The organism is Rosenbergiella sp. YN46, from assembly GCF_036620675.1.
In the GTDB taxonomy this organism is placed as follows: domain Bacteria; phylum Pseudomonadota; class Gammaproteobacteria; order Enterobacterales; family Enterobacteriaceae; genus Jejubacter.
The window spans coordinates 14,409-29,979 of the sequence record NZ_JAZHEE010000018.1 but is presented as its reverse complement, the minus strand read 5'-3'; the positions used below and the strand labels follow the sequence as shown (position 1 = coordinate 29,979).

Genomic DNA, 15,571 nt, shown 5'->3' with positions numbered 1-15,571 from the left:
CATCACTCCTTACACATCGAATCAAAACGCACCAGCCCGTTCGCGGCGCCATCCTTTGACTGCGGCGGCAGAACATAGTGGATCTGGCACTGTTGTGTACCACCACTTCCCCATTTTGCCGTCAGTGTTCCGCGGGTATTTTCCACCCGGGCATACAGCTGTCCGCCCTGGCCAACGCTGCCAACCACGTTCCCCCGGGCGTCATACACTTCGGCGCCAAATGGGACGGATTCGCCACTGCTGCGCCGTGCCTGGATAAGCAGCGGCGTACCCTGCTGGGTTTTAAACACAATTTTGCTTACAGCCCCTTCATAGGGCGCGACTTTCTCACTGGTGTTTTCCAGCTCCACGTTATACGGCAGCCCTTTGGGGTCGATCGTAATTTCGTTCAGTTCATACGGATTCAGGTAAGGCACGGCGGCGTGCCCCCACGGGTCGATGCGGATGCCCGAATAGCCGCTGACTTTCGCGCCCTGCGCCCCTTTGGCTTCCACCACCGCGAAAGTGTCTCCGGTATAAGGGGTTAACGTTGCCGCGTACGGCCAGGCGATCAGTGAACCGCTCATGCCCACCGAACCGTTCTGGTAATGTTTACCCGCTCCATAGGTGGCGGTCAGATTCGTGTAAGGCGTGCGCCAGCCGCCGTTCAGCGACATGCTGCTGCCGGTGCCCTGGTTGTAGTTCATTGCTGTCAGGCCATAGCTGTACTGATAGTCTTCACCGGCGGTGCCCGAAATGCCCACCTGCTCACCGGTGCGTCCGCTGGTGCTGTGGCTCATGCTGGCATTCAGCGTTGGCGTGTTGTAGCCGGGGCTGCCCAGCGGCATTGTCAGGTTCAGCAGCCAGCTGGTTTCCATATGGCCGTCGGTATTACGTACGCGACCGGCACTCAGGCTGTAGCTCAGGCGCCTCCAGTTGTTGCTGTATCCCAGCTGGTACTGCAGATCCGAATTATCCCGGTTCCAGTAATCCTGGCTGTAACCGGTGACGTAGACGTTGCCCCAGCCCTGGGGCAACGTCTGGTTCATGGTCACGTTGAACCGGTTTTTGGGGCGCCATATGGTGTCTGCCGTACCGCCGTGCTTTTCCTCATCAATAGCCCGCATTGCGGTCTGATAGTCGTAATAGCCGGATGTTGAAAAGCGGTAAGCCGCGATGGTCAGGTTACTTTGCGTTTCCGGCAGGTACTTGCTGTAGCTCAGCTGATAGCTCTGCCCGCTGCTGCGGTTGTCTTCCACCGTGCTCAGGTGGGTTCGGGCCTGGGTGACATCGGCGGAAAAGGCGCCCACCGGCGTACTGACGGCCATGCCTCCCTGAATGGCGTAATACCCTGCGCCGCTGCCCTGAATGCCGCCGTAGCCGGTCAGGGTATTCGTTAACCCGCGCTGGTAAGTTGCCTGGTAGAGCGTAGGGTCAAACGATATTGAGGGATCGTTAAGCTTACCCGCCACCACATCATAGTGATGCTGGCCGGGGCGCAGCAGCTGGGTGACAGACGCATAGGGTACCTGGAAGTTCTGAACTGAGCCGTCGGCTTCTGTCACCGTCACGTCCAGATCGCCGCCATAGCCTGTGGGGTAGAGATCGTTAATCACGAACGCGCCAGGCGATACGGTGGTTTCGTAGATGATTCTGCTGTTCTGACGGACGGTGACGCGTGCGTTGGTTCGCGCAATGCCCCGAATATCTGGCGCATAGCCACGCTGTGACTGTGGCAGCATCCGGTCTTCGTTAACCAGCTCGACACCGCGGAAGGGCAGGGTATCGAACAGCTGTCCCGCCGTGCTGGTTTCGCCGATGCGTACCCGACCCTGAATGGCCGGAATATCGCGCTGCACATAGTTATTGGTGGACTGATAGCTACCGCCGCTCTGCTCCTGCCAGGTATAGTTGCCATCATGGCGGAAATACCAGGCGCCCAGATTCAGGCCCGCGTTGATGCCCGCGTATCCGGAATTGTAACTGTGGCCGTTGCTGTGGGTGGTATAGGCGCTGGCGTTATAGCCGAACAGCAGGGCAGGAACACCGCTGTCCCAGAGCTCCGGGCTGACATAACCGCGGGCGGTATTCTGCATCATGGCCTGCGGTACGCTGATATCCAGCCGCTGGGTGCCGGAATCGTAGCCCATGGATGCCTGAGGGATCAGCCGCTCCAGGGTATAGCACTCAGATCCCTGTCGGAGAGAATCGGTAAAACTGCGCGGCAGCTGTGAGTAATTAAAATTAATTTTTCTGAGCAAGTCCGTAGTCAGGCAGGGGCGTATCCGTTTATCTGCCTGCTCGATAAATTTCACCTTCTGGTGGCTGACCATCTGGCCATTAACGTAAATATCCGTAGCCCAGTTTCCGGGCAGAGCGGAATCCCCCCGCTCGAAACGGGATAAGTCCAGACCTTTATCACCGGATGTTCCCAGAAAGATCGGGTCGAAGGTGACAGTATCGTCATTCACACCCGGTGCCGGCTGAGCGGAAGTCTGCGATACCGGAGAGGAGAGGATACCGGCAAAGGTGGTTACTGGTACCGCTGTCATGACTGCTGAGGCCAGTAAGGAGTAATGAAACTGACGCATAATAAACGTTCCTGTTCTGAGTCGTTATTGTTCCGTGTTGTGGAGCCATGACGCTTGTTACAGAGCGGTCTTCACCGTTTTTACGGCACCCCAGTCGTTGATATATTCGTAAATCACCTGCGTACCCTGACTCAGGCTGTGCGCGCTTTTCAGGGGAAAGCGATGGCTGCCCTGCGGGGCCAGCATCTCTCCGGCAATGGTGTGGCCACCGGCCTGAATGGACGCCAGAGAGATGAAATAGGGAGAAGCGTTAGTGGCGACCAGTTCATTTCCTTCCGCACGCCAGGTCACCTTTTCCGCCGCCCCGGAAGCGCCGTTCTGGCTGGCCAGAGCGGCCGGGCGATAGAACAACTTGATGCGGGTCCGGTAGGCGACCTGCAGGCGATTGGGAGAGGCGCCTTTCTTCAGCGGCGGGATTTCCAGTACGTTAAGCCAGTAAACGGATTCCCTGTCTTCAGGCAGGGCCGGTGAGGCGGTATAACTGAGTCGCAGGGTCTGGCTCTTGTCCGGATTAATCCGGTTAATCGGTGGTGTCAGAATAAAGGGTACCTGAATTTTATCGGGGCTGGCTTTGACGTCGCCGGTATCGATCCAGCTCTGAACCAGAACGGGCAATTTTCCCTTGTTGGATAACTTAACAGTGACTTCCTTTTCACTACCGGGATAAACAACCCGGGTACCGTTAACCACCACACTGGCCTGTACCGGCAGAGATAAAAGCGTAAGAAAACTCAGGGCGGCGCAGCAGGCCGACAGAAAAGATTTAACTGACATAACAGGCTCTCCTTAACCGGAAAACAGGGAGACGAATGTCTCCCTGCTGACTTACATGTCGCTTGAAAGGGATTACTTATACTGCAGGTTATAAACGACGCTGCTGGTGACGGTACCCGCGGTAGTCTTGCCGTTCGCGTAATATTCAACGGCGTACGGCAGTGTGGCGGTACCGTCGGTCGCGATATCGACATAGGCCATATCATTGACCTGAGCGGTATTCCCCACGTTAATGACCGCGTAGCTGTTGCTGGCATCCAGCAGTTCCAGATCCACGTTGGTGGCGTCGCCGGAAACATTTTTCAGGCGACCGGTGCTCAGGTCGACGGTGTCACCCGGCTGGAAGAAAGCGGATACGGTGGACTGCTGACCGACGGTGCCGATGGTGCAACCGGAAAGCGCCATACGGAACGCGGTGCGACCGGTGGTGTTACCCGCAGCCGTTAATTCGCTGACGCTAACTGTCGGCAGCGTAACGGTGGCGTCGGCGCCCTGACCTTCAATATTCACATTACAGGTCGTGTCGGTCAGTTTGCCGTTAAAGGTGATGGTGCCTGTAGATGCCGCCATTGCATTGACAGAAACAGCAGACAGCAGGGCAGCCAGTGCTGCAGACAGTACGGTAACTTTACGCATTGTTTTTTCCTTAAAAAGAAATGGTTCCGAGTTTAATTAATCAGTTACTTATAAATAAAAAATGTAATGTATCTTTAAACCGTTATTCCTGTGTTCCCTGTTACCTCCCTGTTATTTTCCCCGTTTGGTTATTTCTGGTATGTATCAGAATGCGGTGAGTTGATTTTCGCTAATCTGGAGATCCGGTTGGCCGGAACCAGTATCGTATCCGACAGACGATTCCATTAATCCAAAGCGAAAGCGGATCAGCGTATAGCAGTAAATCAGATTCACACTATGGGTGCTGTTGAATCCAAACTTTCTCATTATCATGTACTTACGGTTGTGCACGGCTTTGTCCGAAATATTGAGTCGACGAGCGATTTGTAATGTGCCATTACCGGTTTCGACGATTTCACGAATAACGCTGATATCTTTTTCTGAGAGTGGAATCCTGGCCGAGAAACCACGGCGGATAAATTTATATATGGTTTCCAGAGTATCTGACAAAGATGCTCTCTTGGAGATATAACCCAGTTGTAAAGGTGTGCTTCCATTCACCGGGATATCAAATATATGCAGAACATTTTTTTTATTACTAATGACGTTTAATATGCCGTTTATGAATTTTTTTCTTCAACGACAACAATATAAAGCATCACGGGATCGGATGGTATTGACGGGATACATTGTAGATCATTACAAACGAACACATTTACACCAAGATTTTTTAAAAAATTGGTTATTCCATAGGTATAAAATGAGTCATCAGAAAAAACAACGATATCTGTCATGTTCCACCATCCTGGTATTGGTATCCTGCAAAGGAATTAAAAAGTATCGTTAACTAATGAATACGGCTATTCCCATGGGGGAAATAAAGCTGGCCTTCCCTGGATAAACTTTAAATTAGGTATTTCAGTCCAGTGATTTTTGTTCAAAGTAAAAAAATAGCAAAGACGTTTATACCAATTGAAGCGTAATTCGTGATAGTTTTTGGCTATCAATCAACGGGTGATTGATCGCTAAAAACGAAATAATTTTTTAGGTGTTTTTATAAAAAGTAATTATATATCATTGTGTTGTTGGTTGTTTTGGGCTTGCGGCGGTGCTTTGTCTGTGTACAAAAAAGGAACAGTCAGAGTGAATTCCAGGATAAATTGATGGTTAATATTTAGGACATATCAATTTAGATTTTGTTTATGGGTGGGGGGAGGTTTATTTATATATCCTAAGATAAAAATAAAATTCCTAACAAATATCTAAAAATCTTAAGTCTATTGATAGTTGAATCTGAAATGAATGTTTTTTTTGACCTGGATATTTCGGGTGTTGAAATGAAATTCGTTATTTCTTGATATATGGGCCTGGAGCCAGGGAGTCTCTCACGATCAGTTCGCCGCTAAAGTCGTTTCTGTTATTCAACTCGCCGCCATCCAGCATGGCGATCAGTTTGCTTACGGTTTCGGCTATCATGTCAGAGACCGGAATTTTCACGCTGGACAGGGAAGGAATGGTGAAAGGTGCGGTAGGGGTATCGTCAAAACCCAGTACGGAAATTTGTTGTGGCACGGCAATACCTGCCTCGTGCAGGCCTTTCATCGCGCCAATTGCCATATTATCGTTAGCGGCGACCAGAGCGCTGAAAGGGCGACCGTTCGCCAGCAGTTGCCGGGCGGCCTGGCAGCCGCTTTCCGGCGTCCAGCAACCCCCGATAATTAACGCCGGATCAACCGGTAACTGGTGTTGTAACAGTGCCGCCTGGTAACCGGAAAGGCGCTCCAGGCTGGTTGGCGAGCCCTGAGTACCGCTCACAAAAGCAATCTCCCGGTGCCCCTGGCGAATCAGGTGGTCGACGGCATTGAAGCAGGTCGTTCTGTGATCGGCAAAAATGCAGTGGCTGGGGTTCTTTCTGAGACGGCGGTTAAACACCATAATCGGCTGGCGGTGGCTGGCAATAATCTCGTCCATCTCGTCCGGGCTCAGAAAACGCGGATAGATAATTAACGCGTCGCAGCGCAGATCGAGGAGCAGTTGAATGGCCTGGCGTTCCTGTTCGGCACTGTGCTTGCCGTCGGCCAGAATCAACTGCCGGCCACGCTCTTCAGCCATTCTGGCGGCCTGGGAAAGCAGCTCGCTAAAGTAGCTGCCGTGGTATAGCGTGTTGGTCATCACCAGCCCCAGGGTTTGCGATTTGCGGGTGGCGAGCTGCCTGGCCAGCAGATTGGGCCGGTAGCCGCTCTCTTCGATGGCTTTAAACACCCGTGCCCTGGTCGTTTCGCCGACGTAGCCATTGCCGGACAGCACCCGGGAAACAGTGGCTTTAGATACGCCCGCCCTTTTTGCCACCTCAAGCATGGTTGTCATTTGATCCCGCCGTTCCGTTTTGACTCGCTGTGGCAACAGTTTACTTCAGCACTCGCATTTTTTCAGCCGCCGTAAAACGGCGTTCTTCACGGTTAATAGTGATTAATATCTCAAATTTGAAATCGTGTTTCCGGAAATTTATTGCGATCGTATTTTGATCTATCCATGATTTTGTGAAACCGGTTTCCTATGCTGTTCCATCGGATGATAGCGACTGGAGCACCGTGGTTTAGCGCATTAAGCCGTGCGCGACTGTACCCAAAATAACAATGAGATAAGAGTCCATGGCAAAAAACTACGCGGCAGTATCCGGCGCCATCCTGAAAGCACTGGGCGGGGCTGACAATATCGAGGCGCTTACCCACTGCATGACGCGACTGCGGTTTGTGGTTAAAGACCTGAACCAGGTGGATGAATCAGCGCTACAGACCATTGATGGCGTACTGGGCGTAGTGCGGGCCGACAGCCAGTGCCAGGTAATTATCGGTAATACGGTGGGGCAGGCGTATGCGGAAGTGATGAAACGGCTTCCGACGCTGGCGGCGCCGGACGAAACGCCTGCCGTGTCGACGAGCCGCGGCGGTTTCAGCCTGCGGCGCATCGGCGCCGGTATTCTGGACGCGCTGATCGGTACCATGTCGCCGCTGATCCCGGCCATTATCGGCGGCTCGATGGTCAAGCTGCTGGCGATGATGCTGGAGATGGGCGGGGTGCTGGAAAAGGGCGCATCGACGCTTATTATCCTCAACGCTATCGGCGACGGCGCCTTCTTCTTCCTGCCGGTAATGGTGGCGGCCTCGGCGGCGGTGAAATTCAAAACCAATATGTCGCTGGCTATCGCTATTGCCGGGGTGTTGATTCACCCGGGTTTTATCGATCTGATGGCGAAAGCCGCCGAAGGACAGCCGGTGGAGTTTGTCGGGCTGCCGGTGACGGCGGTGAAATATACCTATACGGTGATCCCGGCGCTGTGCATGACCTGGATTCTGTCGTGGATCGAGCGTGGCATCGATCGCATTACGCCGGCGGTGACCAAAAACTTCCTGAAGCCGATGCTGATCGTGCTGACGGCGGCGCCGGTAGCGATCCTGCTGATCGGTCCGTTAGGGATCTGGATCGGCAGCGGGATCTCCGCGCTGGTTTATACCATTCACGGCTATCTGGGCTGGCTCTCCGTCGCCATTATGGGGGCGTTGTGGCCGCTGCTGGTCATGACCGGTATGCACCGGGTATTTACCCCTACCATTATTCAGACCATTGCCGAAACCGGCAAAGAGGGAATGGTGATGCCGTCCGAGATTGGCGCCAACCTGTCGCTGGGCGGCTCTTCGCTGGCGGTGGCGGTGCGCACCAAAAACCCGGCGCTGCGTCAGACGGCGCTTGCCGCTGCGGCATCCGCTATCGTAGCCGGTATTTCAGAGCCGGCCCTGTACGGCGTGGCGGTGCGCCTGAAGCGCCCGCTGATCGCCAGCCTGATCAGCGGTTTTATCTGCGGCGCCGTCGCGGGCATTGGCGGTCTCGCCAGTCATTCCATGGCCTCGCCCGGGCTGTTTACCAGCGTGCAGTTTATCGATCCCGGCAATCCGATGAGTCTTGTCTGGATCGCGGGCATTATGGTGCTGTCGGTGGTGCTCTCCTTCATTCTTACCCTGATGCTCGGTTTTGAGGATATTCCCGTGGAGCCTCAGCAGAGCACGAGTGGCGCAACGCCTGCGCGATCGGCGCAGGCGACTCACTAACGATTAACGAGGTACTGATTTGATGTCAGAAACGGCATTTCCGGATGATTTTTTGTGGGGCGGTGCCATCGCGGCGAACCAGGCGGAAGGCGCCTGGCAGGAGGGCGGTAAGGGACTGGCGACGGTGGATATGCTGCCCCATGGCCCGCACCGTATGCCGATTAAACTGGGGCTGGAGCGGCGCACGGCGCTGCGTGATGATGAGTTCTATCCCAGCCATCAGGCTATCGATTTTTATCACCACTATAAAGAGGATATTGCGCTGATGGCGGAGATGGGATTCCGGGTGTTCCGCACCTCCATCGCCTGGAGTCGTATCTATCCAAACGGCGACGAGCGCGCGCCGAACGAGGCCGGAATCGCCTTTTACCGTGAACTGTTCCAGGAGTGCCGACGCTATAACATCGAGCCGTTGGTCACGCTCTGCCACTTCGATGTACCGATGCACCTGGTCACGCAGTACGGTTCGTGGCGCAGCCGTGAAATGGTGACCTTCTTTACCCGCTACGCCCGTACCTGCTTCGAAGCCTTCGATGGTCTGGTGAAATACTGGTTAACCTTTAATGAAATCAATATCCTGCTGCACAGCCCGTTTTCCGGCGCCGGTCTGGTGTTTGAAAAGGGGGAAAATCCGGAGCAGGTGAAGTATCAGGCGGCGCATCACGAACTACTGGCAAGTGCCCTGGCGACCCGTATCGCCCACGAGGTGAACCCGAAAAACCAGGTGGGATGTATGCTGGCGGGCGGCAACTTCTATCCGTACTCCTGCAAGCCGGAAGATGTCTGGGCGGCGCTGGAAAAGGATCGCGAAAATCTGTTTTTTATCGATGTTCAGGCGCGCGGCGCCTATCCGGCCTGGACGGCGCGGATGTTTAAAGAGAAGGGCGTCCACGTGCAAATGGCACCCGGCGATGCGGAGATTCTGCGCCATACCGTCGATTTTGTGTCGTTCAGCTATTACGCCTCGCGTTGCGCATCCGCCGATATGAACGATAGCAACAGCAGCGCCGCGAATGTAGTGAAGTCCCTGAAAAACCCCTGGATTCAGCAGAGTGAATGGGGCTGGGGCATCGATCCGTTGGGCCTGCGTATTACCATGAATATGATGTATGACCGCTACCAGAAGCCGCTGTTCCTGGTGGAAAACGGCCTGGGGGCCCGGGATGAGCCGGACGCTCAGGGGGAAATCAACGACGACTATCGCATCAGTTATCTGCGTGAGCACATTCGGGCCATGGCTCAGGCTATGGAAGACGGCGTACCGCTGATGGGCTATACCACCTGGGGCTGCATCGACCTGGTTTCCGCGTCGACCGGCGAAATGAGTAAGCGTTACGGGCTGGTGTATGTCGATCGTGATGACCAGGGGCGCGGCACCCTGGCGCGGCGGCGTAAGAAATCATTCTGGTGGTATAAGCAGGTGATCGCCAGCAACGGGCGCGATCTGGGCTGATCCTGGCGCGTGGCCTGTGGGCGACGCGCCTTTCTGGAATGTGGTGGCATCGTTTACGGCGAGGCTTTGTTGGCTCCGGTTAGCGCATCCGACTGCCGACAGGCCACCCGCAGGCCCACTTTCTGCTTCACCAGCAGTGCCAGTGCGGAAAACAGTGCGGGTATCGCCAGCATCATAAAGATGACGCGGAATGACAGTTCGGCCTGCATCAGAAATGCCCCGCTAAAAGCGCCCAGAATACCGCCGAAGCGCCCCAGCCCCAGCATCCAGGAAACGCCGGTGGCGCGTCCCAGAGTCGGGTAGAAGCCTGCCGCGAGCGCAGGCATAGAGGACTGGGCGCCGTTCATAATGGTTCCGGCAATAAATACAGCGATGCCCATTAGCACCAGGCTGCCGGTGGCAAAGCCTGTCAGGCAGACAAACAGTCCGGTCAGCAGATAGCTGACTGCCACGACTTTATTGGGTTCCAGACGATCCATCAGCGCGCCAATAATCAGTACCCCAACCCCGCCGCCAAGCGGAAACAGAGCCGTTATTACTGAAGCCTGGGCCAGGGTGGCGCCGGTTTCGCGAATCAGTAGCGGTAGCCAGCTGGTGAGCAGATAGAAGATCAGCAGCCCCATAAAATAGGTGAAGCACAGCATCAGGGTGCCGATGATATAGCGGCGCGAGAAAATGACGCCGATGGCCGAGGCTTGCTGGGGTTGATCCGGCTCGTCCAGTACCAGGCGTGCCCCTTCGGGCAGCGGTGCAATGCGCCTCATGACGGCGGTGATTTGCGGCTGGGGCCTGTTACGCACTACCAGATAGCGGGCCGACTCCGGCAGCCAGATAGCCAGTACCAGCGCCAGTATCAGCGGCATGACGCCGCCCAGAATCAGTACGCTCTGCCAGCCGAAGTGGGGAATCAGCCATGCGGAAATAAAACCCCCTATCGACGAACCGATCGGAAAACCGACGAACATCAGGTTCACCAGCAGCGCCCGCCGACGCTGCGGCGCGTATTCGGACATCAGCGTAGCGGCGTTGGGCATAGCGGCGCCCAGTCCCAGTCCGGTCAGAAAACGCAGCAGCGCCAGCGTGTTCAGGCTGGTGGCAAAGGCGCTTATCAGGCTGAAGCTGCCAAAGGTGATGATTGACAGAATCAGCACTTTCTTGCGGCCGATACGGTCAGCCATGGGGCCAGCTGTCAGGGCTCCGACGGCCAGACCTACCAGCGCGGCGCTCATTACCGGGCCGAGAGAGGCTTTATTGACGCCCCATTCCTGAACCAGGTCGGAGGCGATAAAACCAATAATTGCCGTGTCGAAGCCGTCCATAGCTACGGTAATAAAGCAGAGAATAAGAATCAGCCACTGATATTTTGAAATGGGGTTGTTGTTAATCAGCGTCTGAATATCTATGGTCGTTGGTTGCGTCATAGGGACAATTCCTGCGGAATACTGACGGGAGCCCGGATAACTTGCTGATGACTCGCGCCGCTGCGTCAGTTTGGGCGATGTTCGAACACTTTTCCGTTAATCGGCTCTTTAATTAAACAGAGCCCCGCCGGCGCGGCAACCGGACGCCTGACGTTAGCGTGCGATAATCGGACGCTCCCGAGCAATGCCGGGGGCTATAAACGCGATTATTAAGGAAAATCATGCTATTAGTGGCGATCTGTCGGCACCAACATTTCACTGGTTTTGTGATTTAAATAACAAACAATTAACATGACGAAGATCCGCAGAAAAACCGGTATACGGGCTATGCTGTGATTGCGTGTTAGACTATTCTTGTGGTCATCAGGCGATAGCTAAAAATAACCAGGAGTCAAAAAGATGGTGACAGGTAAGTCCTGCTCCCGTTGGTTCGCGCCACTGGCGGCATTATTAATGGTCGTAAGTCTGAGTGGTTGTTTCGACAAAGAAGGGGATCAGCGTAAAGCGTTTATCGATTTTCTGCAGAATACCGTGATGCGTAGCGGTGAGCGTCTGCCGACGCTCACCACGGATCAGAAGAAGCAGTTTGGCCCGTTCGCATCCGACTATGCAATTCTGTACGGCTTCTCCCGCCAGGTAAACCAGGCGGTGGATAACGGTATTAAACCGGTTGTGGACAGCGTTAATGCCATCCGGGTTCCTCAGGATTATGTGACTCAGCGTGAAGCGCTGCGCCAGGCGAACGGCAATCTTGGCGTCGTCGGGCAACAGGTGCAAAATGCGAAAGCACAGGCTGACAGCGCCCGTTCCAGCCTGAATCAGGCCGAAGAGCTGAAGAAGGTTTATGACCAGGTCTATCAGAAGGTCGTCACCCAGCCGGCGAATGTGCTGCAACCGCTGATTCCGGCGGCGCAGACCTTTACCCAGCAGCTGGTGCAGGTCGGCGACTTTATTCAGCAGCAGGGGGATAAAGTAGGTTTCGCCGCGGGCGGCATTCAGTTCCCCACCAGCCAGCAGGCCAGTCAGTACAACAGTCTGATAGCGCCGCTGGCGTCGCAGCACCAGGCCTTTAGCCAGGCGTGGGACTCCGCATCCAGGGCGATGCAGTAACGCGAACGCGATAAGCAAAAAAGGCCGCATAGCGGCCTTTCTGGTTGATGACAAAGCGGGAAAAAACGTGGTTTTTCCCTCTTTGTGGTTATCAGCCGGAAATCAATGAATTGATTTTCCGTGTTTATTTTTCTGGTGATTCTGGACGAACCTGTTCGGCCCAGGTTTGTCATCAGTCTCAAAGGCCGCATAGCGGCCTTTTTTATGGCTAAAATCGGGTGATTAGCTCTTCAATGACCTGATAGTCGTCATCCACCAGATACAGAGACTGCCATTTGTCGAAGGTCAGGCAGGGGTGAGAAGTGCCAAACACCAGAATATCACCTACCTGGATATCGGCATCCGCTGTCAGCGTGAGCATACAGTGTTGATCCATAATGCCGGTGCTGACGATATCGCCGTGATTCAGCGGCAGCGCCTGTCCGTTGCGGTAGTGGGCTATGGGTTGGGGCAGGCCGGCGTCGAAGGCGCTGTCGCGTTTGCCGAAGTTCACGATTGCGCGGCCCGGTTCCGGTACGGATTGCACGATGGCGACAAGCTCCAGCGCTGTGGTTAAATCTCCCCCTAAATCGCAGGCGGCGCTATCGCGGGCCATTAGCTGCCGCTGTGCTTCATCATAGATGCCACGATCGTGGGTAATGTAGCAGCCCGGACGGATGACGATGCGGCACCGGGGCGGCTTTTGCGCCGCGTTCCAGACGTTACAAACCACGTCGTACCAGACGCTGCCGGCACCGGTAAGAATAAACTCGCCATTGACCAGAGGCGCCATCTGGCAGGCCAGCGTGGCAGCATCCCGCAGCAGCGCTTCCACCCGAGGCTGTGGGTTATCGCCGTGCAGAACGCCTTCATACAGCTCGACCCCGCGCAGGCGCAGCCCCGACATTTTGCTGACACTTTGTGCAAGCGTTAAAGCCTCTTCCATCGTACGGCAGCCGCAGCGGCCACCGGTTACGCCGAGTTCAATCAACACATCCAGCGTTTGTCCGCGGGCGGCGAAAAAATCGGATAGCGTCCGGGCGTTGGCCGTGCTGTCGATACAACAGATGAAATCCACCTGGCGGTAGTGTGCCTTCAGGTGGGAAATCAGCTGCATATTGGCTTTGCCGACCAGCTGGTTAACCATCATCACCCGGCTGATGCCGCTGGCCATCGCCACGCTGGCTTGCCAGGCGCTGCCCACGCCGATTCCCCACGCTCCGGCCTGCTGCTGCGCCCGGAATATCCAGGGCGTCATGGTGGTCTTGCCGTGCGGTACCAGCGAGACGCCGCGCGCGTCTGCGTAGCGCTGCATCCAGAGAATGTTATTTTCAAGGGCTGACTGCTTAATGATTGCGGCGGGCAGGCAAACATCTTCCGCCAGGATGTTCGCCGGGGCGTTCATTACCGCGGATTTGTGAGGGACTAACGTATCGGGATGGTATTTCATAACCTTTTTCCTTCGTTTTATGACGATGAAAATAAATTGGTATCATATTTATGGCACTGAATATAAAGGGATAAAATTAATTTCTGTATTTTTTATGCATAAAAGTATCAATAATTCATGGTCTTTTTGCGTAGTCTTCCACTGTTTTTCTCGCTTGTAAATGGTTTACTTTTTCACCATGAATTAAGGGGTGAAAAGCATGAAGGTTGACTGGTTGTTTAAAGATGTCACGGTGATCGATGGCAGCGGCGGGCCGCAGTATCGCGCCGATGTTGCGGTGGCAGACGATCGCATTGTCGATATTGCGCCCGGGCTGGATGTCGAGGCCGGACAGGAGATCGAAGGGGCGGGAAGAGTACTTGCGCCGGGCTTCATTGATGTTCATACCCATGACGATACCAATGTGATCCGCATTCCTGAATATTTGCCGAAAATCAGCCAGGGCGTCACGACGGTGATTGTCGGTAACTGCGGCATTAGCGCCGCAACGGCGACCATTAAAGACGAAGTGCCGGACCCCATGAATTTGCTGGGCGAGCGCGAACACTTTATTTATCCGACCGTCAGCGCTTATGCCCATGCGGTTGAAGCGGCCCGTCCGGCGCTGAATGTGGGCACCCTGATAGGTCATACTACGCTGCGCAATAACCATATGGATTCGCTGTTCCGTGAAGCCACGACGCAGGAGATTGCCGCCATGCGTCAGCAACTGCGGGAAGGGTTAGAGCAGGGGGCGCTGGGGCTGAGTACCGGTCTGGCATACGCCAGCGCATTTCAGTCCAGTACCGAAGAGGTGATGGCGCTGGCGGAAGAGCTGGCGGCGCAGAAGGGGATTTACACCACTCATCTGCGTTCCGAATTTGAACCCATCCTTGATGCGCTTGACGAGGCATTCCGTATTGGTCGGCACGCGAAGGTTCCGGTAGTGGTATCGCACCATAAGTGCGCCGGGGCGAAGAACTGGGGGCGTACCCGAGAAACGCTGGCCTTCTTCGACAGGATGCGCCAGCGCCAGGAGATTGGCTGCGACTGCTACCCCTATTCCGCCAGCTCTTCCACTCTGGATTTAAAACAGGTTACGGACGAGTTCGATATCATCATTACCTGGTCGGAGCCGCATCCGGAGCAGGCAGGCAAAACCCTGCAGCAGATTGCGGACGACTGGCGGATGAGCATGCACGATGCGGCGCGGCAGTTGATGCCTGCCGGAGCCATTTACTACAACATGGACGAGCAGGATGTGCGTCGGGTGATGCGCTATCCGGTCACAATGATAGGCTCGGACGGTCTGCCGAACGATCCGATGCCGCATCCGAGGCTATGGGGCGCATTTCCCAGAGTGCTGGGGCACTATTGCCGCGATGAGGGATTGTTTCCACTAACGACGGCAGTTCACAAAATGACGGGACTGTCGGCGGCGCGCTTCCAGCTACCGCAGCGCGGTTTAGTGAAAACCGGTTACTATGCCGATTTGGTACTGTTTGATCCGCAAACGATTCGCGACATCGCCAGTTTTTCCGATCCCCAGCGGCCCGCGGAAGGCATTGAGGCGGTGATGGTGAATGGCGTGATGAGCTACGGGAAAAATCAACCGATTATGGGGCGTGCAGGGCGTTTTCTGCGTCGCTGCAGTGTGGAATAAAGGAGTGAATATGAGCATTAAACGTTATGGCGCAGAAGGTGGTACGGGGACTGGCGGTCAGCGTCTGCCTTTCGCCCGGGCGGTAGAGGCCGGCGGCTGGCTGTATATTTCCGGCCAGACGCCGATGAAGAATGGCGAAGTGGTGGAAGGCGGTATTGTCGAGCAGTCGCGGCTGGCGATCCAGAACTGCCTGGATATCATGACCGAAGCGGGTTACGCCCTTACGGATGTGGTGCATGTATCCGTGATTCTGACCGATGCGCGCTATTTCCAGTCCTTCAATAAAGTGTTTAGCGAGTTTTTTGGCGATCACCCCCCGGCGAGAATCTGCTGCGTGGCGGATTTAGTGGTCGACTGCAAGGTGGAAGTGGATGTGACCTGCTATAACGCAGCGCGCGTCTGATCGTTATTAAAAAATAAAAACGTAATAAATGAGTGTTGAATTTATTCA

At 54.9% G+C, this 15,571-nt stretch carries 12 protein-coding genes; 5 read left to right on the top strand and 7 right to left on the bottom strand.

Annotation, left to right across the window (positions count from 1 at the left end):
• Positions 1 to 2 precede the first annotated feature (2 nt).
• From V3W49_RS13730 to V3W49_RS13710, 5 genes are all read right to left on the bottom strand, one after another.
• Positions 3 to 2,570, bottom strand: a complete 2,568-nt coding sequence (locus V3W49_RS13730) for a fimbria/pilus outer membrane usher protein (RefSeq protein ID WP_500146198.1) — start codon at positions 2,568 to 2,570, stop codon at positions 3 to 5.
• Positions 2,571 to 2,627: 57 nt separating this feature from the next.
• Positions 2,628 to 3,344, bottom strand: coding sequence for a fimbrial biogenesis chaperone (locus V3W49_RS13725; RefSeq protein ID WP_500146197.1), 717 nt, complete (start codon positions 3,342 to 3,344; stop codon positions 2,628 to 2,630).
• 72 nt (positions 3,345 to 3,416) lie between these two features.
• The gene (locus tag V3W49_RS13720) at positions 3,417 to 3,980 is read right to left on the bottom strand and encodes a fimbrial protein (RefSeq protein ID WP_500146196.1); all 564 of its coding nucleotides are present in this window, start codon (positions 3,978 to 3,980) and stop codon (positions 3,417 to 3,419) included.
• A 144-nt stretch (positions 3,981 to 4,124) separates the two neighbouring features.
• Complete coding sequence (locus V3W49_RS13715) at positions 4,125 to 4,469, bottom strand: LuxR C-terminal-related transcriptional regulator (protein ID WP_500146195.1); 345 nt, start codon at positions 4,467 to 4,469, stop codon at positions 4,125 to 4,127.
• A gap of 837 nt (positions 4,470 to 5,306) precedes the next feature.
• Positions 5,307 to 6,326 carry a LacI family DNA-binding transcriptional regulator gene (locus V3W49_RS13710; protein ID WP_500146194.1) on the bottom strand — a complete coding sequence of 340 codons (1,020 nt, stop codon included), beginning with the start codon at positions 6,324 to 6,326 and terminating at the stop codon, positions 5,307 to 5,309.
• A 284-nt stretch (positions 6,327 to 6,610) separates the two neighbouring features.
• Here V3W49_RS13710 and ascF point away from each other — a divergent pair, with 284 nt between their 5' ends.
• Together ascF and V3W49_RS13700 are read left to right on the top strand one after the other, a co-directional pair.
• Positions 6,611 to 8,065: a PTS cellobiose/arbutin/salicin transporter subunit IIBC gene (gene ascF / locus V3W49_RS13705; RefSeq protein WP_500146192.1), complete on the top strand. Its 1,455-nt coding sequence runs from the start codon at positions 6,611 to 6,613 to the stop codon at positions 8,063 to 8,065.
• A gap of 22 nt (positions 8,066 to 8,087) precedes the next feature.
• A complete protein-coding gene (locus V3W49_RS13700) occupies positions 8,088 to 9,518 on the top strand; it encodes a 6-phospho-beta-glucosidase (protein ID WP_500146191.1) in 1,431 nt (476 codons plus the stop codon).
• A gap of 53 nt (positions 9,519 to 9,571) precedes the next feature.
• Here V3W49_RS13700 and V3W49_RS13695 read toward each other — a convergent pair whose 3' ends face one another.
• Positions 9,572 to 10,939 (bottom strand): MFS transporter, encoded by a 1,368-nt coding sequence (locus V3W49_RS13695; RefSeq protein WP_500146189.1) that lies wholly within the window; start codon positions 10,937 to 10,939, stop codon positions 9,572 to 9,574.
• 399 nt (positions 10,940 to 11,338) lie between these two features.
• Between V3W49_RS13695 and V3W49_RS13690 the strand changes: the two genes are divergently transcribed.
• Positions 11,339 to 12,049 carry a DUF3053 domain-containing protein gene (locus V3W49_RS13690; RefSeq protein WP_500146188.1) on the top strand — a complete coding sequence of 237 codons (711 nt, stop codon included), beginning with the start codon at positions 11,339 to 11,341 and terminating at the stop codon, positions 12,047 to 12,049.
• A 208-nt stretch (positions 12,050 to 12,257) separates the two neighbouring features.
• On the opposite strand, the gene V3W49_RS13685 is transcribed toward V3W49_RS13690, so the two are convergent.
• A complete protein-coding gene (locus V3W49_RS13685) occupies positions 12,258 to 13,478 on the bottom strand; it encodes an amino acid deaminase (protein WP_500146186.1) in 1,221 nt (406 codons plus the stop codon).
• Positions 13,479 to 13,677: 199 nt separating this feature from the next.
• Here V3W49_RS13685 and V3W49_RS13680 point away from each other — a divergent pair, with 199 nt between their 5' ends.
• Positions 13,678 to 15,120 carry an N-acyl-D-amino-acid deacylase family protein gene (locus V3W49_RS13680; protein ID WP_500146184.1) on the top strand — a complete coding sequence of 481 codons (1,443 nt, stop codon included), beginning with the start codon at positions 13,678 to 13,680 and terminating at the stop codon, positions 15,118 to 15,120.
• A 10-nt stretch (positions 15,121 to 15,130) separates the two neighbouring features.
• Entirely contained in the window at positions 15,131 to 15,523 is a 393-nt protein-coding gene (locus tag V3W49_RS13675) for a RidA family protein (protein ID WP_500146183.1), read from the top strand.
• Positions 15,524 to 15,571: the final 48 nt, after the last annotated feature.